This is a genomic window from Streptomyces sp. NPDC057697, assembly GCF_042799335.1.
Taxonomy (GTDB): Bacteria; Actinomycetota; Actinomycetes; order Streptomycetales; family Streptomycetaceae; genus Streptomyces.
The window spans coordinates 391,481-410,962 of record NZ_JBHVJA010000004.1; the positions used below are offsets into that span (position 1 = coordinate 391,481).

The following is a 19,482-nucleotide window of genomic DNA, read 5'->3' on the forward strand; positions in this document are numbered from 1 at the left end:
TACCCTGACAACACTCCGAAGTCACACATCTACACTGTGCTGACACCTCGCGAAGGGGCGAGGTACCTGAGCATCACGGGGGCCCCATGGGATTCGGCTTCGGGCAGCGGCGCAGTGGCCAACCACCCGCCGAGCGGACCAGTTTCGTCGGACGTGCCGAGGAGATCGCGCTGATCCAGGAAGCCCTCCACGAGGCTCGGCTCGTCACCCTGGTGGGGCCCGGCGGCGTGGGCAAGAGCCGCACCGCCCTGCGCGCGACGGAGGGACTGCGGGAACGGTTCCCGGACGGGGTCTGGCTGGCCGAGCTGTCGGCGCTCTCCGACCCCGAACTGGTGCCCGCGACGCTGGCCACCGTCCTGGGTGTCCCGGAGCACGCCGGAATGGAACACCTGGACGCGGTCGTCGCCCACGTCCAGGAACGACGGCTGCTCATCGTGCTCGACACCTGCGAGCACATGGTCGACGCCTGCGCCGCACTGTGCGACGTGCTCCTGCGCGAGGCCCCCGAGGTCCGTGTCCTGGCCACCAGCCGGCAGCCCCTCGACGTGCCCGACGAACAGACGATGGCCATCGCCCCGCTCGGAGTGGACGACGCCCTGGAGCTCTTCGCGCAGCGGGCGGCCCGTGTCCTGCCGGGCTGGACCGTCACCGAATCCAACCGCACCCAGACACTGGCGCTCGTGGAACGTCTCGACCGGATCCCGCTCGCCCTCGAACTGGCCGCCGTACGCCTGCGGGTCGCCCCGCTGGGTGAGCTGGTGGCCCGGCTCGACCGCCGGTTCGAGGTCTTCACCGGAGGCCGGCGCGCCGCCTGCGCCCGCCACCAGACACTGCGGACGACCATCGGCTGGTCGTACGAGCACTGCACCCCGGCGGAGCGCCTGCTCTGGGCCCGCCTCTCCGTCTTCGCCGGACCCTTCGAACTGTCGGCCGCGGAACGGGTGGGCGCAGGCGACGGACTGCGTTCCGACGCCGTACTGGAGGCCCTGTTCGGCCTGGTGGACAAGTCGGTCGTGCAGCGCGTCGGCGAGGACGGGGCGCGCTACCGGCTGCTGGACACGATCCGTGAGTACGGTGCCGAACGCCTGGACGAGCAGAGCGGCGCGGCCGCCGTACGCGAGCGCCACTTCGCCCACCACCGCGACACGGCCCGTCGTCTGTGGGACGAGCTGATCACCCCCGCCCAGACGGAACTGCACCGGGCGGTGCGCGGCCAGATCGCCGACATCCGGGCCGCCATGAAGTACGCGTTCACTGCCGCGGACCGCGCGGCGGAAGGACTGAGTCTCGCCGTGCAGCTCGCCCCGCACTGGAGGGCGACCGGCACCCTGTCGGAGGGGCGGTACTGGATCGGCAAGGGGCTCCAACTGGTGCCCGAGGACTGCGAGGAACGGGCCTGGGGCCTGTTCATGACCGGGGTGATCGCCACCTGGACCGCCGATCTCGCCGAGGCGCCGACCTTCTTCCAGCAGGCGCGGGAGACGGCTCTGAACTGCGACGAACAGCGCGTGGCACTGTTCACCGAGCCGTACCTCGGAGCGATGCGGGCGCTCTGCGGCGAGATCGACGAGGGACTGGCCGACCTGGAACAGGGGCGCCGGCGGATCGTCGCCGTGGGCGACTCACTGGGCATCAGCATGGTCCATTACGAGGGGGCCCTGCTGCGCGCGGTGCTCGGGGACACCGAAGGAGCCCTGGAACTGTGCGAGATGGGCCTGGAGCATCTGCACGGCACGGGCGACCGGCAGTTCTACGGTTCCACGCTCATGGCCCAGGGCCTCGTCCGCTGGCTCGCCGGGCGCCACGAGGAGGGTGCGGACGTGCTGCGTCAGGCCCTGGACGCCATGAGCGAGATCGGCGACGTGCTGGTCGCCGCGCTCTGCTGCCTGGGCCTCTCCTGGCATGCCGCACAGCAGGGACGCCATGTCAGGGCGGCGTGGCTGCTGGGCTACGCGGAAGGCGCGCGGCGGCTGAGCGGCGACCCGGTGGCCATGCTGACGTCCGTGCTGGAACAGCAGGAGGCGACCCGTGACGCCGTGCGGGAGGCGCTGGGAGACGCGGAGTACGCGCGCTGGCACGACGTGGGGGCGCGGCTCTCCGGGACGGAGATCCTGGAGGCGGTGCGGGCGGACGCCGACCGGCCGACGGGGGTGCGGCGCCTGCCCCGCAGCCGGTCGGAGCCCGGGGCGGCGGCCGAGCCGCTCACCCCGCGGGAACGCGAGGTCGCCACACTGGTCGCGCGAGGACTGTCCAACCGCGAGGTCGCCGAGCACCTGGTGATCTCCAAGCGGACCGCGGACACCCACGTCGAGCGCATCCTCACCAAGCTCGACATCGTTTCCCGCACCGAGATCGCGTCGGTGCTGGACGCCTGAGGCCGTCCCGCGATCCCGGGCGGGCGTGCGGCGTGGGACGCCCGCCCATCAAGGGCTGTGGGCCCGCCCCAGCCGCGGCGAGCGAGCCCCCGGGCCGGAGGCGCCGGTACGGCCGTACGTATGCCCACTGCGCCCCCGGTACGTATGCCGACGCCAGGCGGGTGACCGGGGCCGGGAGCGCAGATACGTGTACCGACCCGCGATTCAACGTCCGCCGGGGGCCGGTGTCGTGCGGCAGGCTGGGCGTGCCGCTGGGAACGCGGAGTATCTGCGCAGCATCGTGGACGCGGCTGTGGCAGGCCCGAGTGCTCCCGCTCCCCAGCGGCGCCGGAACCATGTGCCTGCGCCGTCGGCGGTGCAGGCGCATGATTCCGGCCACCCGCCCGGTTCCCCGGCTACCGGCGGCGGACCTCGACCATGAAGCAGCCGAACTCCACCGCGCGGACGTGCACCAGTGCCACGTCCGGATCGGCGAAGACCTCGTCCAGTGCGTGATCCACTTCGGCGGCCCGGTCCTTGGGGATCTCGATCAGCTTCCCGCCGAGGATGTTCCCCCGGGCCCCGTAGGCACGCAGCACCCGGCGAGCTCCGTGCAGCGCGACCGGGTAGCCGGGGCCGGGGGCCGGCCCGTCGCACTCCTCGGCGTGGATGAACACCGGGCCGCACTCGTCGTACGGGCCGGGCTCGGCGCCTGTCTCCGCCGCCCAGCGGCGCAGCGGCGCGTAAGAGACCAGGGCGATCCGCTCACCCGCCTCGCTGTGCCGCAGACAGCAGCGCAGCGGGGCACCGCCCTCCCGGTCGGTGACGGGTTCCCGTGCACGACCGGCGTCGTCCCGTTCCCGCAGCTGCTTCAGTACGGCGGGATCGATGGCCCGCGCCTCATGAGTCGTCGTCATGGCTCCAGCTTCCGCGTCGACCCGTACCGGCGCTGGCGGGAATCGGACGTCGCCCTGGACGGCCCCGGCCTCCGCGGGGCGTCGCGGGCCGCCCGCGGACTTCTTCGCCCGCCTCGTACCAGCTCCGTTCCGGCGCGAGCGGCCGCTCACGGTACCCCTTCCGCGAGCGGCGGCCGGGGTCGTCGCCCGGCACCGCCGAGACGATCGCCGGTGACCCGCCGTCGACCGCGCGCCACAGCGGCGCGGTTCCGTCCGGCAGCGGCCGGTCGGGGTCCGCGCCGCCCGCCACCGGCGCGGCTGCGACACGCGCGTCGTACGCGGCCACGGCCGCGCACGGGACCGGCAGCCCGGTCGTGGCGACCGTGTCCGGACCGGAACCGCTCCAGCAGGGCCCGCACCGCACGTTCGCCGCCCGCGCGTACCGCCGCCGCGAGATCCGTCGCCTCCGCATGCACGATTGCTCCGCGTGGTTCGACTGGTGCGCGTAGCGTGCATCCTCTCCCATGGGAGTACGCGCGGACATGGGAGGCGCCGCCGGAAGGGCTTCGCGACCGGCCCGCCGGGACCTCCGGGCTCCGGCCGCGCACCGACCGCAAGGACCACAGGGAGAGAACGTCGTGACGGACCAGCAGACCGGGGAGCCCGACAACACGGCCGTGCGGGTCGCCCTCTGGCGGGCGATGCACGTCCAGGCCGACCCGCCGCCCCATGTGTTCGAGGACGAGACCGGCCTGCGGCTGGCGGACCCGGGGGACGACTGGCGTCTGCGCCCGGACATGGACCCGCTTGTCACCAGCGGGTTCCGGGCGTCCGTCGTGGCCCGCGCCCGCTTCATCGAGGACCTGGTCACCGAGCAGGCCGACCGGGGCGTCGGCCAGTACGTGGTCCTGGGGGCCGGACTCGACACCTTCGCCCAGCGCAGACCGGACCTCGCCGCCCGCCTGCGGATCTTCGAGGTCGACCGGCCCGGCCCCCAGGCCTGGAAACGCCGCCGCCTGATCGAGCTGGGCTACGGAATCCCCGACCGGCTGCGACTCGTACCGGTCGATTTCGAGTCCGGTGAATCCTGGACGGAGCAGCTGGCCGCCGTCGGCTTCGACCCCGGCCGGCCGGCGGTCGTCGTCTCCACCGGCGTCACGATGTATCTCACCAGGGAGGCCACCGAGGCCACCCTGCGGAAGGTCGCGTCGCTCGCTCCAGGCTCGACCCTCGCCATGACGTTCCTGCTGCCGCCCGAACTCCTCGACGACGCCGACCGCCCGGCTCTCCAGGAGTCGGAGAAGGGCGCCCGAGCCTCCGGGACCCCGTTCGTCAGCTTCTACACCCCGCAGGACATGCTGGCACTGGCCCGCGAGGCGGGCATCGCGGACGTCCGGCACGTACCGGGCGCGCTGCTCGCCGAACGGTACTTCGCCGGCCGGACCGATGGACTCCGCCCGTCGAGCGGAGAGGATCTGCTGGTGGCCACCACCTGACCCGCCCGTCCCGGAACGGGGACGGACGGCTGCCGCCGGGAGCGGGAGCGGCCGTGCGGGAGGCGCGTTCCGGCGTCCGCCGCACCCGCCCCGCCCATGGTCCCGGCCGCGGCAAGGGCCGAGCCGTACGGGGCTCCGGCCTCCGTGGTGTCGCCGCCGGCCCCCGCGGCGGATAACCTCGCACCGGACCGGTCCGACCGGTCACGGTCGCGGGAGGCCATGCCATGCCGGAGATCGGACTGAGCGCCGGAACCATCGACTACACCGACACCGGGAAGGGCACGGGCGGGACCGTGGTGCTCGTCCACGGGCTCGCTTTCGACGACTCCGTCTGGGACGCCGTCGTGGCGGATCTGCGCGGGGACTTCCGCGTGGTGGTCCCCGTCCTGCCGCTCGGCAGCCACCGCCGCCCGATGCGGCCGTCCGCGGACCTGTCGGCCCAGGGCGTGGCGGATCTGCTCGCCGAGTTCCTGGAACGGCTGGACCTGCACGAGGTCACGCTGGTGCAGAACGACGCGGGTACGGCCCAGCTCCTGCCCGGCGTACGCGACGAACGCATCGCCCGGCTGGTGCTCACCTCCTGCGAGGCGCTCGACAACTACCCGCCGGGCATCCAGGGCCGCACCCTGGTGGCCGCGAGCCGGCTGCCGGGTGGCCTCTTCCTGCTCCTCCAGTCCTTCCGGGTGCCCTTCCTGGTGGCGATGGGCAGCTCGCTGGGCGGCATGACGGCGCGCGGCATCCCGTACGAGCGGGTGCGCCGCTGGTACCGGCCACTGCTGACCGACCGGGCGATCCGCCGGGACCTCGCCCGCTTCCTGCGCTCCACGCGGAAGGACACCTATCTGCGGGCCGCCGAACGGCTGCGGCACTTCGACCGGCCCGCGCTGGTGGCCTGGGGAGCGGAGGACCGGATGATGCCGCCCGCGACCGGCCGGCGTCTCGCCGGACTGCTGCCGCAGGGGCGGTACGTGGAGATCCCCGGCGCGGGCACGCTGGTCCCTCTCGACAACCCGGCGGCACTCGCCCGCGAACTGCGCCGGTTCATCCGGGAGAGCGGCTGAGGGGCCCCTGAGCCCGCGCCCGTCAGGGATCGCGGGACAGCCCTTAGGCTGTACGGAGCGACATCGTGCGGGGGAGGGGCTGCCGCTCCGCGTCGAGCCAGTGCCCGACGTGGTCCGGGACCGTCGCACGTGCTCCGCCGACCCGCCCCAGTCCGAAATGAGGAAGCACCGTGTCCTTCGCTCCCCTCGGCCGGTACAACGGCGAGCACAGCGACCACTGCAAAACCAGTCTGTGCTGCCGCTGCCAGCAGCGGAGCTGGACGACCCAGCAGGGCAACGAGCGGCTCTGCGGCCGGTGCGCGGCCTGCTGCCGGGAATGCGGCAGGGCACCGGCACCGCAGCTGGAGGGGCTCAAGGACGGGATCTGCCTGGACTGCCGAGGACAGTGCACGCGCTGCCACGGCGAGCTGCCCGACGGAGGCGTCTGCCACTGCCGGCAGTGGAGGCAGAGTCCGGGCAACGACCCGATGCGCTTCATCATGCAGGGCTTTCCCCAGCCGCTGCTCCAGGCCCTCGGACACCGGGTGCCACGCACTCTCCCCGACATCCTGTTCGAGGAGCTCACGCACCGCACGGCCGCCCAGCTCCTCGACCGCGTCGAGAGGCGCTGGAGCAACCGCTGGTCCCACGCGATCCACGAACGCGACGAGGAGAACCGCCGACGCTGGGCGCCCCAGGAGATCGCCGAAGCGCTGGTGAGCCCCGGCGCCTGCTCGAACCGGGCGTGCGAGGACGGCTATCTCCTCGCCGACGGCGCGCCCTGCCCGTACTGCCGGCAGCCGGCCCACCGCTTCGTACCCGCCTCCGCCGACGCGATCTCCACCTCGGACCACGCGCGGGCGACCGCCGCCCAGATCCGGCAGGCGCTCATCAGCAACCGTTCCGCCGGGCGCAAGCCCCGGCGCGCGGCGGCGCCGGGAGCCTGGCCGACCGCTTCCGGCGGCTGACAGCGGGGAAGCGGCCGACACCGGAGAGGCGGCTGACACCGGAGAAGGAGTGCGGCCGCCGGAGAAAGAGCGCGGCCGCCGTGCGCGGCACGTCCTCACGCGTGCGCCTCGTGTGCGCTTGCGCGGAGTCCGGCCGTGCACGGCGGCCTGCGTCCTGCTCTTCGGGCTCTTCGGTCCCTCCGGGCTCAGTGCGCCGGGGCGCCCGGAGACTTCGCCGCGGCGGCGTTCTCCTCCGCGAGCCGTTCCATGCCGCTCTGCGTCCTGAGCGGCTTCTCCTTGATGAACAGCACCGCGATCAGGGCGAGGAACGCGAAGGGGGCTCCGATCAGGAAGACGTCCGCGGTGGCGATCCCGTACGCGTGCTCGACGATCTCGCGGGCCGGCTCGGGAAGCTTGGAGAGATCGGGGACGCCGTGGCCGGCACCCCCGTTGTCCGCCGCCCCGCCGAAGCCCTTCGCCATCTCGCTCGCCACCCGGTGGCTGAGCACGGCGCCGAGCGCGCTCGTGCCGATCGCCCCGCCGAGGCTGCGGAAGAACGACAGCACCGAGGTCGCGGCGCCGAGCTCCGAGGCGGGCACGTCGTTCTGGGCCGCCAGCACCAGGTTCTGCATCAGCATGCCGACACCCACGCCGAGCACCACCATGTAGACGCTGAGCAGGCCGAACGAGGAGTCCGCGCTGATCGTGGACAGCAGGCCCATGCCCGCGGTCATGATGACGCCGCCCGCGATCAGGAAGCCCTTCCACTTGCCCCGGGCGGAGATGATCTGCCCGGCGACGGTCGTGGAGATCATCAGGCCGAGGATCATCGGCAGGCTCATCAGACCCGCGATCGTCGGCGACTTGCCGAGCGAGATCTGGAAGTACTGGGAGAGGAACACCGTTCCGCCGAACATGGCCACGCCGACCAGCAGGCTCGCCACCGTCGTCAGTGCCACGGTGCGGTTGCGGAAGATGTCCAGCGGGATGATCGGTTCCTGGACCTTGGACTCGACCAGCACCGCGGCGGTCAGCAGGACCACACCGGCGGAGACCAGGGCGGCCGTCTGCCACGACGCCCAGTCGAAGCGGTTGCCCGCGAGGGTCACCCACAGCAGCAGGGCGCTGACCCCGCTCATGATGAGGACCGCGCCGAGATAGTCGATCCTGACTTCCCTGCGCACCGTGGGCAGTTTCAGCGTCAGCTGGAGCAGGACGATCGCCAGCAGCGCGAACGGCACCCCGATGAAGAAGCACCAGCGCCACCCCAGCCAGGAGGTGTCCACGAGCACACCGCCGATGAGCGGACCCGCGACGGTGCCGACGGCGAACACGGCGCCGAAGATGCCGGAGTAGCGGCCGAGTTCACGCGGCGGAATGATCGCCGCCATCACGACCTGGGCGAGCGCCGTGAGGCCGCCGGCGCCGATGCCCTGCACCACGCGGCTCACGATGAGCAGGCCGACGCTGTGCGAGAAACCGGCCACGAGCGAGCCGATGATGAACATCGAGAGGGACAGCTGGATGAGCAGCTTCTTGTCGTAGAGGTCGGACAGCTTGCCCCAGATCGGGACGGTCGCCGTCATCGCCAGAAGCTCGGCGGTGACCACCCAGGTGTACGAGGACTGGCTGCCGTGCAGATCGGCGATGATCCGGGGCAGTGCGTTGGAGACCACGGTGGAGGCCAGGATGGCCACGAACATGCCGGCCATCAGCCCCGACATGGCCTGGAGTATGTGACGACGCGTCATGGCTGGTGCGGCCTCGGCGGGCGCACCGGCCGTACCGGTTTCGGGTGTGACGGCAGCGCTCATCGGCTGGCGTTCCTCATTCTCTGGTTCTTCGGATTCTCGGGTGAGAGCCCCGGTGGGGCTTCGCAGGTGCTTCGGGAGTTCGGTCGAGCTTCGGCTGTGCGGCAGCCGTGCTTCAGGCGTTCAGGCCGACGGCCAGCGCGGTGAACGCCTCGCGGTAGATGCTCTGGAACGTACGGGTGCGGCCGGAGGCCACCCAGAGCTCCACGGCGGCGCGCACGGCGGCGATCGCCACATGTGCGAGAAGCCGGGGGTAGAGGTCGGACTCGGGGTCCTGGCCGAGGCGTTCGGCCACGGCGGCGATCAGGGCGCGTTCGTCCGCGCCCCGGGCGGCCAGGAACCGGGACAGCAGTGAAGGGCTCGCCCGGAGCACCGCCATCTGGAGTTCCCAGCGCTCGTGGTCCTCCTCGATGTGCGCGAGTTCCTGGCCGATCGCCTCGCGCAGGGCGTTGAGCGCGGTGAGTTCCTTCGGTGCGTTGAGCACCGCCCGACGGGTCCGCTCGGCGTTGTCCTGGTCGGGGCGGGTGATCGCGTCTTCGAGACACGGGAAGTAGTTGAAGAACGTGCGCACGGACACGCCGACCGTGTCGGTGACCGCTTCCACGGTCACGTTCTCGATCCCGCGGTCCGCGGCCATGCGCAGCGCCACGTCCGCGAGGGCGTCACGCGTCGCGCGCTTCTTGCGCTCACGCAGCCCGAGGGGCATGTCGGCGGCACTCATGAAGTGCATGCTATGCAAGTTTGCGCGTTGTGCAAAATTCTGCGACGGAAGGGGACGCCCTCGCCACCCGGCGAGCCCCCGGCGAGGCCCCGGGCGAGCAGCGGCCCGCCGCCCGCCGGGCGTGTCCCGGCTCGGGACGGGGCCGCCCCCGTATCCCGCCCCACCGCGGCCGGTCCGGAACGCCCGGCGTCGGATCGCGCCGTGAACCGTGCGGCGGTCACGCGTCTCATCACGGGGACGGGGGCCCCGCGCGCCTCACTCCAGGGTCTTTTCGAGGAGCGTGAACGACTTGGGTACGCCGCCGGGCTGGTGCTTGCCCGCCTTGTGGCCGACGCGCCGATAGCCGTCGGCCAGGTAGTAGGCGTTCAGGCGTGTGTTCGTGGCCAGGCAGTCCAGGCGGACGAACGCCCGCCCCGCCCCGGCCACGCGGCGCTCCGCCGCCCGCAGCAGCAACCGTCCCGTCCCCGGCCGGGCGCTGCCGTGGTCCACCATCAGCCGGTGCACATAGCCGGCCACCGGCGGCTGCGGCCCCCAGGCGTCCTCGTCCGCCCACCACAACTCCCAGGCCCCGGCCGTGCGGTCACGGTCCTCGGCGATCCACACCTCGCCACTCGCCATGATCCGGCGGAAGTGGTCCTCGCCCAGCTCGCCGGGCTGCCACTGGCCGGTGATGCCCTGGGCGAGCATCCAGCGGGCGGCGTCGTCGCGCAGGCGGACGAGGGCGGCGAGGTCGCCTTCACCGGCGAGGCGGATGCGCAGATCGTTCACGCCGCGATCCTCGCACGCGCCGGCACGGGCCGAGCTCATCGGTGGAACGAGTGGACCAGCTGGATCTCGCCGACGATATGGGCGTTGAAGTCGTCGAGCTCCCCGGCCGGAACCCACAGTTCGAGGATCGTGCGCCCACCGGCCTGCTGTACGGGGTAGCGGCGCAGGAACTCCGCATCGACCTCGAACCGCGTGACGAACCCGGCTCCGTCGTGCCGTACGTTCCAGTCCCTCGCGATCATGATCGCGTAGTCCTCGTCGAGGACCGGGTAGAAGATCGGCTGCTCGGGCAGCCGGGGCGGCCACGCACGCCAGTTCAGCTCCCGGACCAGATCCAGCTCCTGGGGGCCGGTCGGGCGCCACAGGGTCGTCGTCGCTTGCCGGGTGATCATGGGAACAGCTCTCTCTGGACGTCGAAGGCCACGAAACGGTTGGCCGGAGCCCGGACGCTACCCGTACGGCACACCGGTCGGCCACGACGTTTCCGTTCCCGGTGCCGTATGCGGGGCAGCCGGGCGAGGCACGCTCCTGCCGGGGCCGACCGCGGTTCGGCGCTCCGACGCGCCGCCGTTACCCGGCGGCGGCCTTGCGGGCGTAGGTGAGGAAGAGCGCCCCGCACTTCAGGACGGTGTGGTCGGTGAGATCCCAGCCGCACGGGTCGAACACCGCCTTGTCGGAGAAGAGCGGGATCCCTCTGCCGACGGTCATCGGGCTCAGCTTGACGATCAGTTCGTCGATCTCCGAGTACAGCGCACCGGCCAGCTCGGCCCCGCCCATCAGCCAGATGCTCTTTCCGTCCTGCTGCTTCAACTCCCTCACGGTGGCCACCGGATCGTCCGCGACCAGCTCCACCGCCGGGTCCGGGCTCTCCTTCAGAGTCCGGGAGAACACCAGGTGCCGCAGATGCGGGTAGGCATCGGTCAGTCCGGCCCGGAGACCGATCTCGTACGAGCGCCGTCCTTCGAGGACGGTGTCGAAACGCGTGCCGCCGTCGGTGATGCCCAGCGCGGCGCGGGCGGGCGCGGGCAGGGTCTCCGGGTACTCGGTGACGAGGTGCTGCACATAGTCCTCGGGGACCGGCCAGAAACCGTCCGGACCGGTGGGGTCGGCGCCGTCCGGGCCCGCGATGAAACCGTCGAGAGTGGACGCGATGTAGTACACGAGCTTGCGCACGGACGACCTTCCGTCGATCGGTTCGGCAGGGACCGAACGGGGAGTGGCAGCGGATGCGAACCGTTCGGCCCAGCCGTGGGCCTCCATGATCACTGCGCGGCCGTCATCGGGCAAGGTCCGTCCTTCGCCCTCGTCGGCCCCAAGGCAACCGGTGGCCGCGGTCGTCCACCTCGGCACGGAGTACGTCCCGCCGCCCGGAGGCGAAGCGGGCCCCGGGGCCGCCGCCCCGCAACCGGCCGGTCGCCGTGGACACGCGGCCGGAATGCCCGCCACCGGGGCGCGTCCCGGACCCGGCGCCTTGATCCTTCCGGCCTCCCGCCTGTTCGATCGGCGGATGACCGAGACCGAAGCCGACCCGGATGTCCGGGCCGCGCTGCCCGGGGACGTTCGTCCGTCCCGACAGCTCTCCGACGCGTGGTTGCGCGGTCTGGGCTGCAATCGGGCGGCCCCGGCCGAGGTGCTGACCGGCCTCTTCGACGCGAGGGAGCGGCCCCTCGTGCATTCCCTCTACCGCGACGACCTTCCGGCCGGCGTCCGGGACTCGGCGGTCGTCCACCCGTCCAGGACCGTCCGCGGCACGGCCGCGGAGTCGGGGAGGCTCTCACCCGCGCAGTGGAGCCGACTCCTCGCCGCCACCCCGCGTTCGGCGTTCCGGGATGCCCTGGCCGAGCCGGCGGCCGAGCAGAGGGCGCGATGGGCCGCGCATCCCGAAACCGGCGTACGGACGGGCATCGAACCGGCGCCGGACTCCGCGTCCCGGCCACCTGCCGGACCGGCCGCGATCGCGGCCATGGCAGCCACCGTCCCCGACGCCGCTCCCGAGGACCGCACCCACGCGGTGTGGTGGATCGCGGCCCTGCACGGTGACGCCGACGCGATGCGCGGCCTCGCCAGGTCCCGGAACCTCCGGATCCGCCGCAGTGCGGCCCGCGCTCCGCACCTCCCGCCGGACGTCGTGGAGCTCCTCGCGCACGACGAGGACCGCGTCGTACGCCTCTTCCTCACCGAATCCTGCGACGACGCCCCGGGAGATCTGCTCCTGGAGGTGTGGAGCCGGTGGTACGGCAGCTTCTCGTTCCCGGGGCGTCCCCGCAACCATCCCGACTTCCCCCGCCACGACCTGATCCGCTTCGCCGACGACCCCCGGCCCCGGATGCGCCTCCTGGCGCTCGACGACCCCGCGTCGAGCGCCCCGCTGATCGAGCGGTTCAGCGCCGACCCCGATGGCGAGGTGCGGAGCCGCGCCGCCGACGACCCGCGCCTGTCGCCGGAGTCCGCCGCCCGGCTGACCACCGATGCCGACCACCGGGCCCGCCGCTCGGCCCGGCAGAACCCGGCCCTTCCGCCGGAGGTCCTGATCCCCCTGCTCCTCGACGAGCACAGCGCCGAGGACGCCGCTCGGAACCCGTCGCTCCCGACGTCGGTCATGCACCGCATGATCTCCCTGGCCGCCGCCCGCGGCTGACGGACGACCGTCCTCGCCGACGTACGGCAGCCCTCCTTCACAACATCTCTTTCGAAATAACTGTTTCAGGTTTATCTTCGGCGCATGGCCATCTCCTCCGCTCCGTCCGCCTCGTCCCCGGACCGGGACGTCGAACTCGACACCGCGGCCCTGCGGGTGCTCGCTCACCCGTTGCGCCTGAACGTGCTCGGCCTGCTGCGCGAGCGCGGTCCCTCCACCGCCACCCGCGTCGGTGCCGAACTCGGCATCACCCCCGGCGCGGCCAGCTACCACCTGCGCCGCCTCGCGACGGGCGGACTCATCGTGGAAGAACCGGCCAGGGGCACCGGCCGGGAGCGATGGTGGAGATCCGCCCACCGCCAGTCGGTCCACGAGCCCGCGGCGGCTCCGGCCGAGCGGCGCGAAGCCGGACGCGCGTACACACGGGCGGTCGCCGTGGCCGCTGCCGACCGGCTGCGCCGGGCCGCGCAGGAGGTGGCCCTCCTCCCCGACGAATGGCTCGACGCCAGCGCGTACGGCGACTTCCTGCTGCACCTGACGCCCGGCGACGTGGACCGGATGCGGGGCGAGATCTTCGAGGTGATCGCCCGGTACCGGAACGGGGACGGCGAGCCGTCCGAGGGCTGCGCCCCGGTGGTCGTGCAGGTACAGGCGTTTCCGGCGGCGGCGACGGCTCTGCCGCCGACCGGTGACGCATGAGCGCGGAAGGGACGGCCCGGCCCGCGCGCGCCGCCTACCGGGACGCCAACGTCCTGCGCTGGCTCGCCGCCTACACGGCTTCGGTCACCGGCGACGTCGTGTACTTCCTCGCCCTGTCCTGGGCGGCCACCCGGGTCGGCGGGCCGTCGCAGGCGGGGCTGGTGGTCGCGGCGGGGGCGCTGCCCCGTGCGGCGCTCATGCTCGGCGGCGGCGTGGTGGCCGACCGGTTCGGACCGCGCCGGGTCGCGGTTGTCAGCGACGCGATCCGCTGCGCGGTGATCCTCGCCGTGGCCGCGACGGTGGCGCTCGCCGCCCCGAGCGTGTGGCTGCTGGTCGCGGTCGCACTGGTCTTCGGCGTGGTCGACGCGGTGTTCATGCCCGCGGTGGGTGCGCTTCCGCCACGCATCACGTCGCCCGAGCAACTCGCCCGGGTCCAGGGGATGCGCGGGCTGTCGATCCGGCTGAGCAACGCCGTCGGCCCCCTCCTGGCGGGATCGGTGATGGCGTTCGGTGACGCGGCCGGGGCCTTCACGGTCGCGGGCGTGCTCTTCGCCGCCTCGCTCGCCGTGCTGCTCACGGTACGGATCGCCGGTCCGGCCGAGTCGGCGTCCCGACGCGGCTCCGCCCGGAGCGAGTTGGGCGACGGGCTGCGCTACGTCCGCCGTCACCGGATGCTCGCACCGCTGGTCGTGGTGATCGGTCTCAGTGAGATGTGCTTCAGCGGTCCGGTCGCCACGGGCCTGGTGCTCCTGGCGGAGGAGCGCGGCTGGGGCGCGTCCGGCATGGGGTGGATCGCGAGCGCGTTCAGTGCGGGAGCCGCGGCCGCCGCGTTGCTGCTCACCGTGGCGCCCCGGATACCGCGCCCCGGACTGGCGGTGTCCGGCGCGCTGCTCGTCACCGCGGCGGGAGCGGTCGTCCTGGGGAGCGCCCCGTCGCTGCCCGTCGCCGTGCTGTCCGGCGCCTCGATCGGCTCGACCAGCGGGTTCACCGCGACGGTGACCGGCGCCCTGGTCCAGACCGGGACCGACCCCCGCTACCTCGGCCGGGTCACCTCCGTCACGAGCCTGTGCACGCTCGGCCTCGCACCCGCGCTCTTCCCGGCCGTGGGAGTCACGGTTGCCCTGTGGGGAGCGGACGCGTTCTTCGCCGGATGCGGTGCGATCTGCCTGCTGGCCGCGGTGATCGGCCTGTCGGTCCCCGTGCTGCGACGTGCCGAACTGCGACCGCCCGGGTCCGTCGCCCCGACCGGACCGCTGCCCTCCGGGCTCCCGGAGCCATGATGACCGGCATCGGAGGGCTCCGGCCGCCGAGAACGCCCGACCGGCCGATGGATCCCTCTCGTCCCGTACGTACAGGAGGGCACATGGAGAGCGGTGGCAGCGGGAACAGGCGAGCCCCGAGGTCCGGGAACGTGTCCGGGAGAGCTTCGACCGCCAGGGCCTGATGGCCCGTCTCGGCGCACGTATCACCCATATCGGCCCCGGCCGGGTCCACATCGTGCTTCCGGCCCGTCCCGAGGCGACCCAGCAGCACGGTCACGTCCCTGCCGGGGCGGCGGGACGGTCGGCCGGTGCGGCGCGGACGCGCCGACGGGCCGGTGCCGCTCAGCCCTCGATGAGCGGATCGTAGGGCTCGTCCTCCGCCGTGAGGACCAGCACGAAGTCCTTGCCCGTCACGGTGGCGACCTGGTGCAGACGGGCCAGGACCTCGCCCTCGGCCGGAAGGACGAGGCCGAGCGCCTCGGCCGCACGGTCCCGTCGCACTGCCAGGTCCGGCATGTCCTCCAGGTACTCGGTGGCGAGCTCCCGGCTCTCCGCCGCGGTGAACGCGCGGCAGTCGCGCCACCACGGCGCGACCAGGAGCAGCCGCAACAGCTCCGGCAGTCCGATCGCGACCAGGGCCGCGCCGCCCTCGGAGTCCGCGTACAGGACCGGGCGTTCCTCGCCGCCTTCACCGCAGAAGAAGAACGTGCCTCCCGCCCCGTCGCCCGCGAAACCCTCCAACGCCGCACCCGACGCGAGGTGGACGCTCTCGCCGTGGTCGCACCGCCCGAGCTCGAAGTCGCCCGGCCAGGCCAGGAAACGGGCGGCTTCGGCATGGGCGGCGACGGCGTCGATCAGCGAGTCCATGCGCCGAACCCTAGGCCCTGTCTTCCGCCGGCAGCGCCTCGATGACGCTCGCGCTGTCGAGTACGAGGACGTCGCCGCCCTCGACGGCCCCTCGACCCGTCGGTCCCGCCCCTTCCGCTCCTTGCCCGGCGCGGGAGTTCATGCCCTCCCCGCCGATGCGGCCGGTACGTATAGAGCAGGCAAACTGTTCAAGCTGAACTGGACAGTCAAAACTGAAGGATTTACCGTCGGGGCATGACCGAGAAGACCGAGAACGCATCCGCGTCAGCCGTCCGCGCCGCGCGGGCCGTCCTGGTGACCGTCGGCCGTCTGCGCCGCCGCATCCGGAGCGTGAACGACGCCGCGGACATCACGCCCTCCCAGGCCTCCGTCCTCGCCCGGCTCTCCAAGAACGGGCCCACCACGGCGAGCGTCCTCGCGGCCATGGAAGGGGTGCGCCCGCAATCCATGGCGACCACGGTCGCGGCGCTCTCCCACCTCGGGCTCGTGGAACGCCATCCCGACCCCGGGGACGGCCGCAAGCAGCGCGTCACCCTCACCGCCCCCGGCCGTGAACGGGCCGAGGGCGACCGGGAGGCCCGTCACGCCTGGCTGACCCGCGTGATGGAGGAACGCTGCACGGAGGACGAGCGGCAGACGGTCGTGGCGGCGATGGCCGTCCTGGAGAAGCTGATCGACCATGAGTGAGGGCAAGCCGCCCATACCCGTGGGCGAGACGCCCCGCGAGGGCGACGGCGCGCGGGCCGAGCCGGACGGTCGCTTCGACCGCCGCCTGATACCCCCGATGATCATCGGTTCGGTCCTCAACCCGATCAACTCGACGATCATCGCCGTCGCGCTCGTCCCGATCGGCGCCGCATTCGGTGCCCCGCCCTCGGAGACCGCCTGGCTCGTCTCGGCGCTCTATCTCGCGACCGCGATCGGCCAGCCCGTCGTGGGGCGCCTCATCGACCTCTTCGGTCCGCGCCGGCTCTTCCTGATCGGCACCGCCCTGGTCGGCGCCGCGGGCATCATCGGCATGCTCGCCCCGGGCCTGGGCGTCCTCATCGGGGCCCGGGTACTGCTCGGCTTCGGCACCTGCGCCGGATATCCGGCCGCGATGTCGCTGCTGCGCCGCGAGGCCGACCGCACCGGCAACGACAGCCCCGGCGGGGTGCTCACCCTGCTCGCCGTCGCCAACCAGACCATCGCCGTCATCGGCCCGGCCCTCGGCGGCCTGCTGATCGGCGTCGGCGGCTGGCGTGCCACCTTCGCCCTGAACATCCCGCTCGCCGTCGCCGCACTGGTGCTCGGGGTACTTCGACTGCCGAAGACGCCGTACACCCCGCCCACCGGCCGGGGAGGCGCCGCCGCGCGCCTCGACCTCCCCGGGATCGGTCTCTTCGCGGTCATGCTCGTCACCCTGCTGCTGTTCCTGATGAATCCGGGCGTCACGTCGCTGTACCTCCTCGCGATGTCCGTCCTGGCGGCCCTCGTCTTCGCCCGGCGCGAGCTGCGCGTCGACGAACCCTTCATCGACCTGCGGGTCCTCGGCGGAAACGCGCCCCTGCTCGCCACCTACGGGCGCAGCCTGGTCGCGTACGTCGTTTCCTACGCCTTCCTCTACGGCTTCACCCAGTGGGCGGAGGAAGGCCGCGGGCTCTCCGCCTCCGAGGCCGGGCTCGTGCAGCTGCCGATGTTCGCGCTGGCCATCGTCGTGTCGACGCTCACGGGACGCCGCAAGGGAGTGCGCGGCAAACTCGTCGTCGGCGCGGCCGGTCAGATCATCGCCTGTGTGCTGCTGCTCCTCCTCCACGCGAGCAGCCCCCTCTGGACGCTGTTCGCCGTGGCCCTGGTGTTCGGTGTGCCGCAGGGGCTCAACAACCTCGCGCTGCAGAACTCGTTGTACCGGCAGGCCGATCCGGAGCGTCTGGCCGCCTCGGCCGGGCTGCTGCGCACCTCCGCCTACATGGGGTCGATGGTGGCGTCGGCGGCCTCGGCGCGCGCCTTCGGCCAGCACGCCGGAACCAGCGGCATGCACGAACTGGCCTGGGTGATGATCGCAGCGGCCGTCCTGTATCTGCTCAGCACGGTCGCCGACCGCAGCCTCTGCTCGCTCGCCGTCTGAACACCCCCGCGACCGCCTTCCGACACGCACACGCCCCAGGCGGGGAGACCCGAAGGGAACCACCCACCATGTCCGCCTCCGCTTCCGCTGCCGGTACCGCCCTCCTCGTCATGGACATCCAGAACGGAGTCGCGTCCCGCATCCTCGACCCGGAGTACCTTCCCCGCGTCGCCCGTGCGATCGCGGCGGCCCGGCACGCGGACGTACCCGTCATCCACGTCGGCATCGGATTCCGGCCCGGCCACCCCGAGGTCCACCCGCGCAACAAGACGTTCGCGGCCCTGCCGAAGGACGCCTTCGTCCACAAAGACCCCGCCGTCGGGTTCCACCCGGCCGTCGCCCCGGCGCCCGGCGAGGCCACGGTCTTCAAGAACCGCGTCAACGCCTTCGCCGGGAACGACCTGCACCAGATCCTCGCGGCCGGTGGCGTCGGCCACCTGGTGCTCGCCGGGATCGCCACCGGAGGCGTGGTGCTCTCCACCGCCTGCCTCGTGGCCGACCTCGACTACCGGCTGACCGTCCTCGCCGACGGCTGCGCCGACCCCGACCCGGCGCTGCACCACCTCCTCGTCGAGAAGGTGTTCGCCCGGCGCGGGGAGGTTCCGAGCGTCGACGAGTGGGCGAGGTCGCTGCCCGGGGCACACGGCTGAAGGCGTCCTTGCGTCCGCCCGGCGGCGGTCGTGCCGGAGGGGCCGCGGCGGTGCCGCACGGTCCCGTGAGGCCGTGGCGAGTTGCCGGTGCCCTCGCGCTCGGCGGTCAGGACGGCTGGACCTGATCGAAGAGGGCGAGGGCTCCGGCGGGGTCCGGGCTCACCAGGCGTTCCAGACCGGCCGCCGTGATCTTCGCCCACCTGCCGGCCCGCGCCCACATCCGTTCCTCGAAGGCGCGCACGGCCTGGTCCGGATCGCCGGGGCCGGTGGCGATGGACTCGGCGAGTTCGGCTCCCTCCAGCATGGCGAGGTTCGCGCCCGCCCCCAGCGGGGGCATCAGATGGGCGGCGTCGCCCAGCAGCGTCACTCCGGGGACATGGGCCCAGGTGTGGGACACGGGCAGGACGTGGAGAGGGCGGTGGACGAAAGCGGGGCCGTGGCGCAGCAGGTCGAGGGCCGGAGCGGCCCAGCCCTCGAACAGAGCCAGCAGACCCGATCGCACGGCCTCGACGTCGGCGAGGTCCAGGTGCGCGTGCCAGTCCGGCTCCGCGCGGAACTGGGCGTACACCTTGACGTGGCCGCCGCTGTTGCGCTGGGCGACGAGAGCCCGGTTCACGCCGTACACGGCCAGGGAACCGTCGCCGATCAGCCGGGCGAGCCCGGGGTGGCGGGTGTCGACGTCGTCCAGGGAGGTCTCCACCGTGGTGACGCCGGTGTAGTGCGGCCGCACCGACGAGACCGCCGGGCGGGTCGCGGACCAGGCGCCGTCCGCGCCGACCACGAGGTCGAACGTCTCCTGTCGCCCGTCCGCGAAGTGGACCAGCACGCCGTCCCGGGTCCCGGGCGTCACCCGCGTCACCCTCCGGCCCCACTGGACGTCGAGGGGGCCGAGCAGCAGGTCGCGGAGTTGCCCCCGGTCGATCTCGGGATTGGCCCGGTCGCCCGGACGGGGTCGCCAGTCGCGCAGGACGGTCCCGTCCGTGTCCAGGATGCGCATGGCCTGCCCCTCGGGGCGGGACAGCGTCTGGAACTCCGCCAGCAGCCCCGCCTTGTCCAACGCGAGCTGGCCCAGCTCCCTGCTCAGGTCCAATGTGCCGCCCAGGGGACGGGCGTCGGGAGCGGGGTCGCGTTCGAGGACGGTGACGGGACGGCCATGGCGGTGCAGGACACGGGCGAAGGCGAGGCCGCCGGGGCCGCCCCCGACCACTGCGATGCGTTGTCTCATG

At 72.8% G+C, this 19,482-nt stretch carries 18 protein-coding genes; 10 read left to right on the top strand and 8 right to left on the bottom strand.

Annotated elements, in window-relative coordinates; translation table 11 throughout:
- The first annotated feature begins 86 nt into the window (after window positions 1–86).
- Window positions 87–2,375, top strand: coding sequence for a LuxR C-terminal-related transcriptional regulator (locus ACFVFH_RS14890; protein ID WP_383767655.1), 2,289 nt, complete (start codon window positions 87–89; stop codon window positions 2,373–2,375).
- A 395-nt stretch (window positions 2,376–2,770) separates the two neighbouring features.
- On the opposite strand, the gene ACFVFH_RS14895 is transcribed toward ACFVFH_RS14890, so the two are convergent.
- Window positions 2,771–3,271 (bottom strand): DUF1203 domain-containing protein, encoded by a 501-nt coding sequence (locus ACFVFH_RS14895; RefSeq protein WP_383767658.1) that lies wholly within the window; start codon window positions 3,269–3,271, stop codon window positions 2,771–2,773.
- A 617-nt stretch (window positions 3,272–3,888) separates the two neighbouring features.
- Here ACFVFH_RS14895 and ACFVFH_RS14900 point away from each other — a divergent pair.
- The 3 genes from ACFVFH_RS14900 to ACFVFH_RS14910 all read left to right on the top strand — a co-directional run bounded on the left by ACFVFH_RS14900 (window position 3,889) and on the right by ACFVFH_RS14910 (window position 6,754).
- Window positions 3,889–4,746, top strand: coding sequence for a class I SAM-dependent methyltransferase (locus ACFVFH_RS14900; protein ID WP_383767661.1), 858 nt, complete (start codon window positions 3,889–3,891; stop codon window positions 4,744–4,746).
- Window positions 4,747–4,970: 224 nt separating this feature from the next.
- Window positions 4,971–5,807 carry an alpha/beta fold hydrolase gene (locus ACFVFH_RS14905; RefSeq protein ID WP_383767664.1) on the top strand — a complete coding sequence of 279 codons (837 nt, stop codon included), beginning with the start codon at window positions 4,971–4,973 and terminating at the stop codon, window positions 5,805–5,807.
- A 170-nt stretch (window positions 5,808–5,977) separates the two neighbouring features.
- The gene (locus ACFVFH_RS14910) at window positions 5,978–6,754 is read left to right on the top strand and encodes a hypothetical protein (RefSeq protein WP_383767667.1); all 777 of its coding nucleotides are present in this window, start codon (window positions 5,978–5,980) and stop codon (window positions 6,752–6,754) included.
- A gap of 185 nt (window positions 6,755–6,939) precedes the next feature.
- On the opposite strand, the gene ACFVFH_RS14915 is transcribed toward ACFVFH_RS14910, so the two are convergent.
- The 5 genes from ACFVFH_RS14915 to ACFVFH_RS14935 form a co-directional block, all read right to left on the bottom strand.
- Window positions 6,940–8,547 (bottom strand): MDR family MFS transporter, encoded by a 1,608-nt coding sequence (locus ACFVFH_RS14915; protein ID WP_383767669.1) that lies wholly within the window; start codon window positions 8,545–8,547, stop codon window positions 6,940–6,942.
- A gap of 112 nt (window positions 8,548–8,659) precedes the next feature.
- Entirely contained in the window at window positions 8,660–9,265 is a 606-nt protein-coding gene (locus ACFVFH_RS14920) for a TetR family transcriptional regulator (RefSeq protein WP_383767672.1), read from the bottom strand.
- A 255-nt stretch (window positions 9,266–9,520) separates the two neighbouring features.
- Window positions 9,521–10,072, bottom strand: a complete 552-nt coding sequence (locus tag ACFVFH_RS14925; RefSeq protein ID WP_383767675.1) for a GNAT family N-acetyltransferase — start codon at window positions 10,070–10,072, stop codon at window positions 9,521–9,523.
- Window positions 10,069–10,425, bottom strand: a complete 357-nt coding sequence (locus ACFVFH_RS14930) for a hypothetical protein (RefSeq protein WP_383767678.1) — start codon at window positions 10,423–10,425, stop codon at window positions 10,069–10,071. Before ACFVFH_RS14930 ends, ACFVFH_RS14925 begins: the two co-directional genes overlap by 4 nt.
- Window positions 10,426–10,603: 178 nt before the next feature.
- Window positions 10,604–11,206, bottom strand: a complete 603-nt coding sequence (locus ACFVFH_RS14935; protein WP_383767680.1) for a dihydrofolate reductase family protein — start codon at window positions 11,204–11,206, stop codon at window positions 10,604–10,606.
- 334 nt (window positions 11,207–11,540) lie between these two features.
- Here ACFVFH_RS14935 and ACFVFH_RS14940 point away from each other — a divergent pair, with 334 nt between their 5' ends.
- The 3 genes from ACFVFH_RS14940 (at window position 11,541) to ACFVFH_RS14950 (ending at window position 14,650) form a co-directional block, all read left to right on the top strand.
- The gene (locus tag ACFVFH_RS14940) at window positions 11,541–12,671 is read left to right on the top strand and encodes a hypothetical protein (protein ID WP_383767683.1); all 1,131 of its coding nucleotides are present in this window, start codon (window positions 11,541–11,543) and stop codon (window positions 12,669–12,671) included.
- An 84-nt stretch (window positions 12,672–12,755) separates the two neighbouring features.
- Window positions 12,756–13,370, top strand: a complete 615-nt coding sequence (locus ACFVFH_RS14945; protein ID WP_383767685.1) for a helix-turn-helix domain-containing protein — start codon at window positions 12,756–12,758, stop codon at window positions 13,368–13,370.
- Window positions 13,367–14,650 carry an MFS transporter gene (locus ACFVFH_RS14950; protein WP_383767688.1) on the top strand — a complete coding sequence of 428 codons (1,284 nt, stop codon included), beginning with the start codon at window positions 13,367–13,369 and terminating at the stop codon, window positions 14,648–14,650. The genes ACFVFH_RS14945 and ACFVFH_RS14950 overlap by 4 nt, the downstream gene beginning before the upstream one ends.
- A gap of 324 nt (window positions 14,651–14,974) precedes the next feature.
- Here the strand turns inward: ACFVFH_RS14950 and ACFVFH_RS14955 are convergent, their stop codons facing one another.
- On the bottom strand, window positions 14,975–15,499 hold the full coding sequence (locus ACFVFH_RS14955; protein ID WP_383767691.1) for a hypothetical protein: 525 nt from the start codon (window positions 15,497–15,499) through the stop codon (window positions 14,975–14,977).
- A gap of 234 nt (window positions 15,500–15,733) precedes the next feature.
- Here ACFVFH_RS14955 and ACFVFH_RS14960 point away from each other — a divergent pair, with 234 nt between their 5' ends.
- From ACFVFH_RS14960 to ACFVFH_RS14970, 3 genes are all read left to right on the top strand, one after another.
- Complete coding sequence (locus tag ACFVFH_RS14960) at window positions 15,734–16,186, top strand: MarR family winged helix-turn-helix transcriptional regulator (RefSeq protein WP_383767694.1); 453 nt, start codon at window positions 15,734–15,736, stop codon at window positions 16,184–16,186.
- Window positions 16,179–17,606 carry an MFS transporter gene (locus ACFVFH_RS14965; protein WP_383767697.1) on the top strand — a complete coding sequence of 476 codons (1,428 nt, stop codon included), beginning with the start codon at window positions 16,179–16,181 and terminating at the stop codon, window positions 17,604–17,606. The genes ACFVFH_RS14960 and ACFVFH_RS14965 overlap by 8 nt, the downstream gene beginning before the upstream one ends.
- A gap of 68 nt (window positions 17,607–17,674) precedes the next feature.
- Entirely contained in the window at window positions 17,675–18,256 is a 582-nt protein-coding gene (locus tag ACFVFH_RS14970; protein WP_383767700.1) for an isochorismatase family cysteine hydrolase, read from the top strand.
- Between the two features lie 106 nt (window positions 18,257–18,362).
- Here ACFVFH_RS14970 and ACFVFH_RS14975 read toward each other — a convergent pair whose 3' ends face one another.
- Window positions 18,363–19,481, bottom strand: a complete 1,119-nt coding sequence (locus tag ACFVFH_RS14975; protein WP_383767703.1) for an FAD-dependent oxidoreductase — start codon at window positions 19,479–19,481, stop codon at window positions 18,363–18,365.
- Between the last annotated feature and the right edge of the window lies 1 nt (window position 19,482).

Coding starts and splice junctions, on each gene's coding strand:
- ACFVFH_RS14890 (WP_383767655.1), top strand. CDS start 87: ATGGGATTCGGCTTCGGGCAGCGGCGCAGTGGCCAACCACCCGCCGAG.
- ACFVFH_RS14895 (WP_383767658.1), bottom strand. CDS start 3,271: ATGACGACGACTCATGAGGCGCGGGCCATCGATCCCGCCGTACTGAAG.
- ACFVFH_RS14905 (WP_383767664.1), top strand. CDS start 4,971: ATGCCGGAGATCGGACTGAGCGCCGGAACCATCGACTACACCGACACC.
- ACFVFH_RS14915 (WP_383767669.1), bottom strand. CDS start 8,547: ATGAGCGCTGCCGTCACACCCGAAACCGGTACGGCCGGTGCGCCCGCC.
- ACFVFH_RS14920 (WP_383767672.1), bottom strand. CDS start 9,265: ATGAGTGCCGCCGACATGCCCCTCGGGCTGCGTGAGCGCAAGAAGCGC.
- ACFVFH_RS14925 (WP_383767675.1), bottom strand. CDS start 10,072: ATGAGCTCGGCCCGTGCCGGCGCGTGCGAGGATCGCGGCGTGAACGAT.
- ACFVFH_RS14930 (WP_383767678.1), bottom strand. CDS start 10,425: ATGATCACCCGGCAAGCGACGACGACCCTGTGGCGCCCGACCGGCCCC.
- ACFVFH_RS14940 (WP_383767683.1), top strand. CDS start 11,541: ATGACCGAGACCGAAGCCGACCCGGATGTCCGGGCCGCGCTGCCCGGG.
- ACFVFH_RS14945 (WP_383767685.1), top strand. CDS start 12,756: ATGGCCATCTCCTCCGCTCCGTCCGCCTCGTCCCCGGACCGGGACGTC.
- ACFVFH_RS14950 (WP_383767688.1), top strand. CDS start 13,367: ATGAGCGCGGAAGGGACGGCCCGGCCCGCGCGCGCCGCCTACCGGGAC.
- ACFVFH_RS14955 (WP_383767691.1), bottom strand. CDS start 15,499: ATGGACTCGCTGATCGACGCCGTCGCCGCCCATGCCGAAGCCGCCCGT.
- ACFVFH_RS14960 (WP_383767694.1), top strand. CDS start 15,734: ATGACCGAGAAGACCGAGAACGCATCCGCGTCAGCCGTCCGCGCCGCG.
- ACFVFH_RS14965 (WP_383767697.1), top strand. CDS start 16,179: ATGAGTGAGGGCAAGCCGCCCATACCCGTGGGCGAGACGCCCCGCGAG.
- ACFVFH_RS14970 (WP_383767700.1), top strand. CDS start 17,675: ATGTCCGCCTCCGCTTCCGCTGCCGGTACCGCCCTCCTCGTCATGGAC.
- ACFVFH_RS14975 (WP_383767703.1), bottom strand. CDS start 19,481: ATGAGACAACGCATCGCAGTGGTCGGGGGCGGCCCCGGCGGCCTCGCC.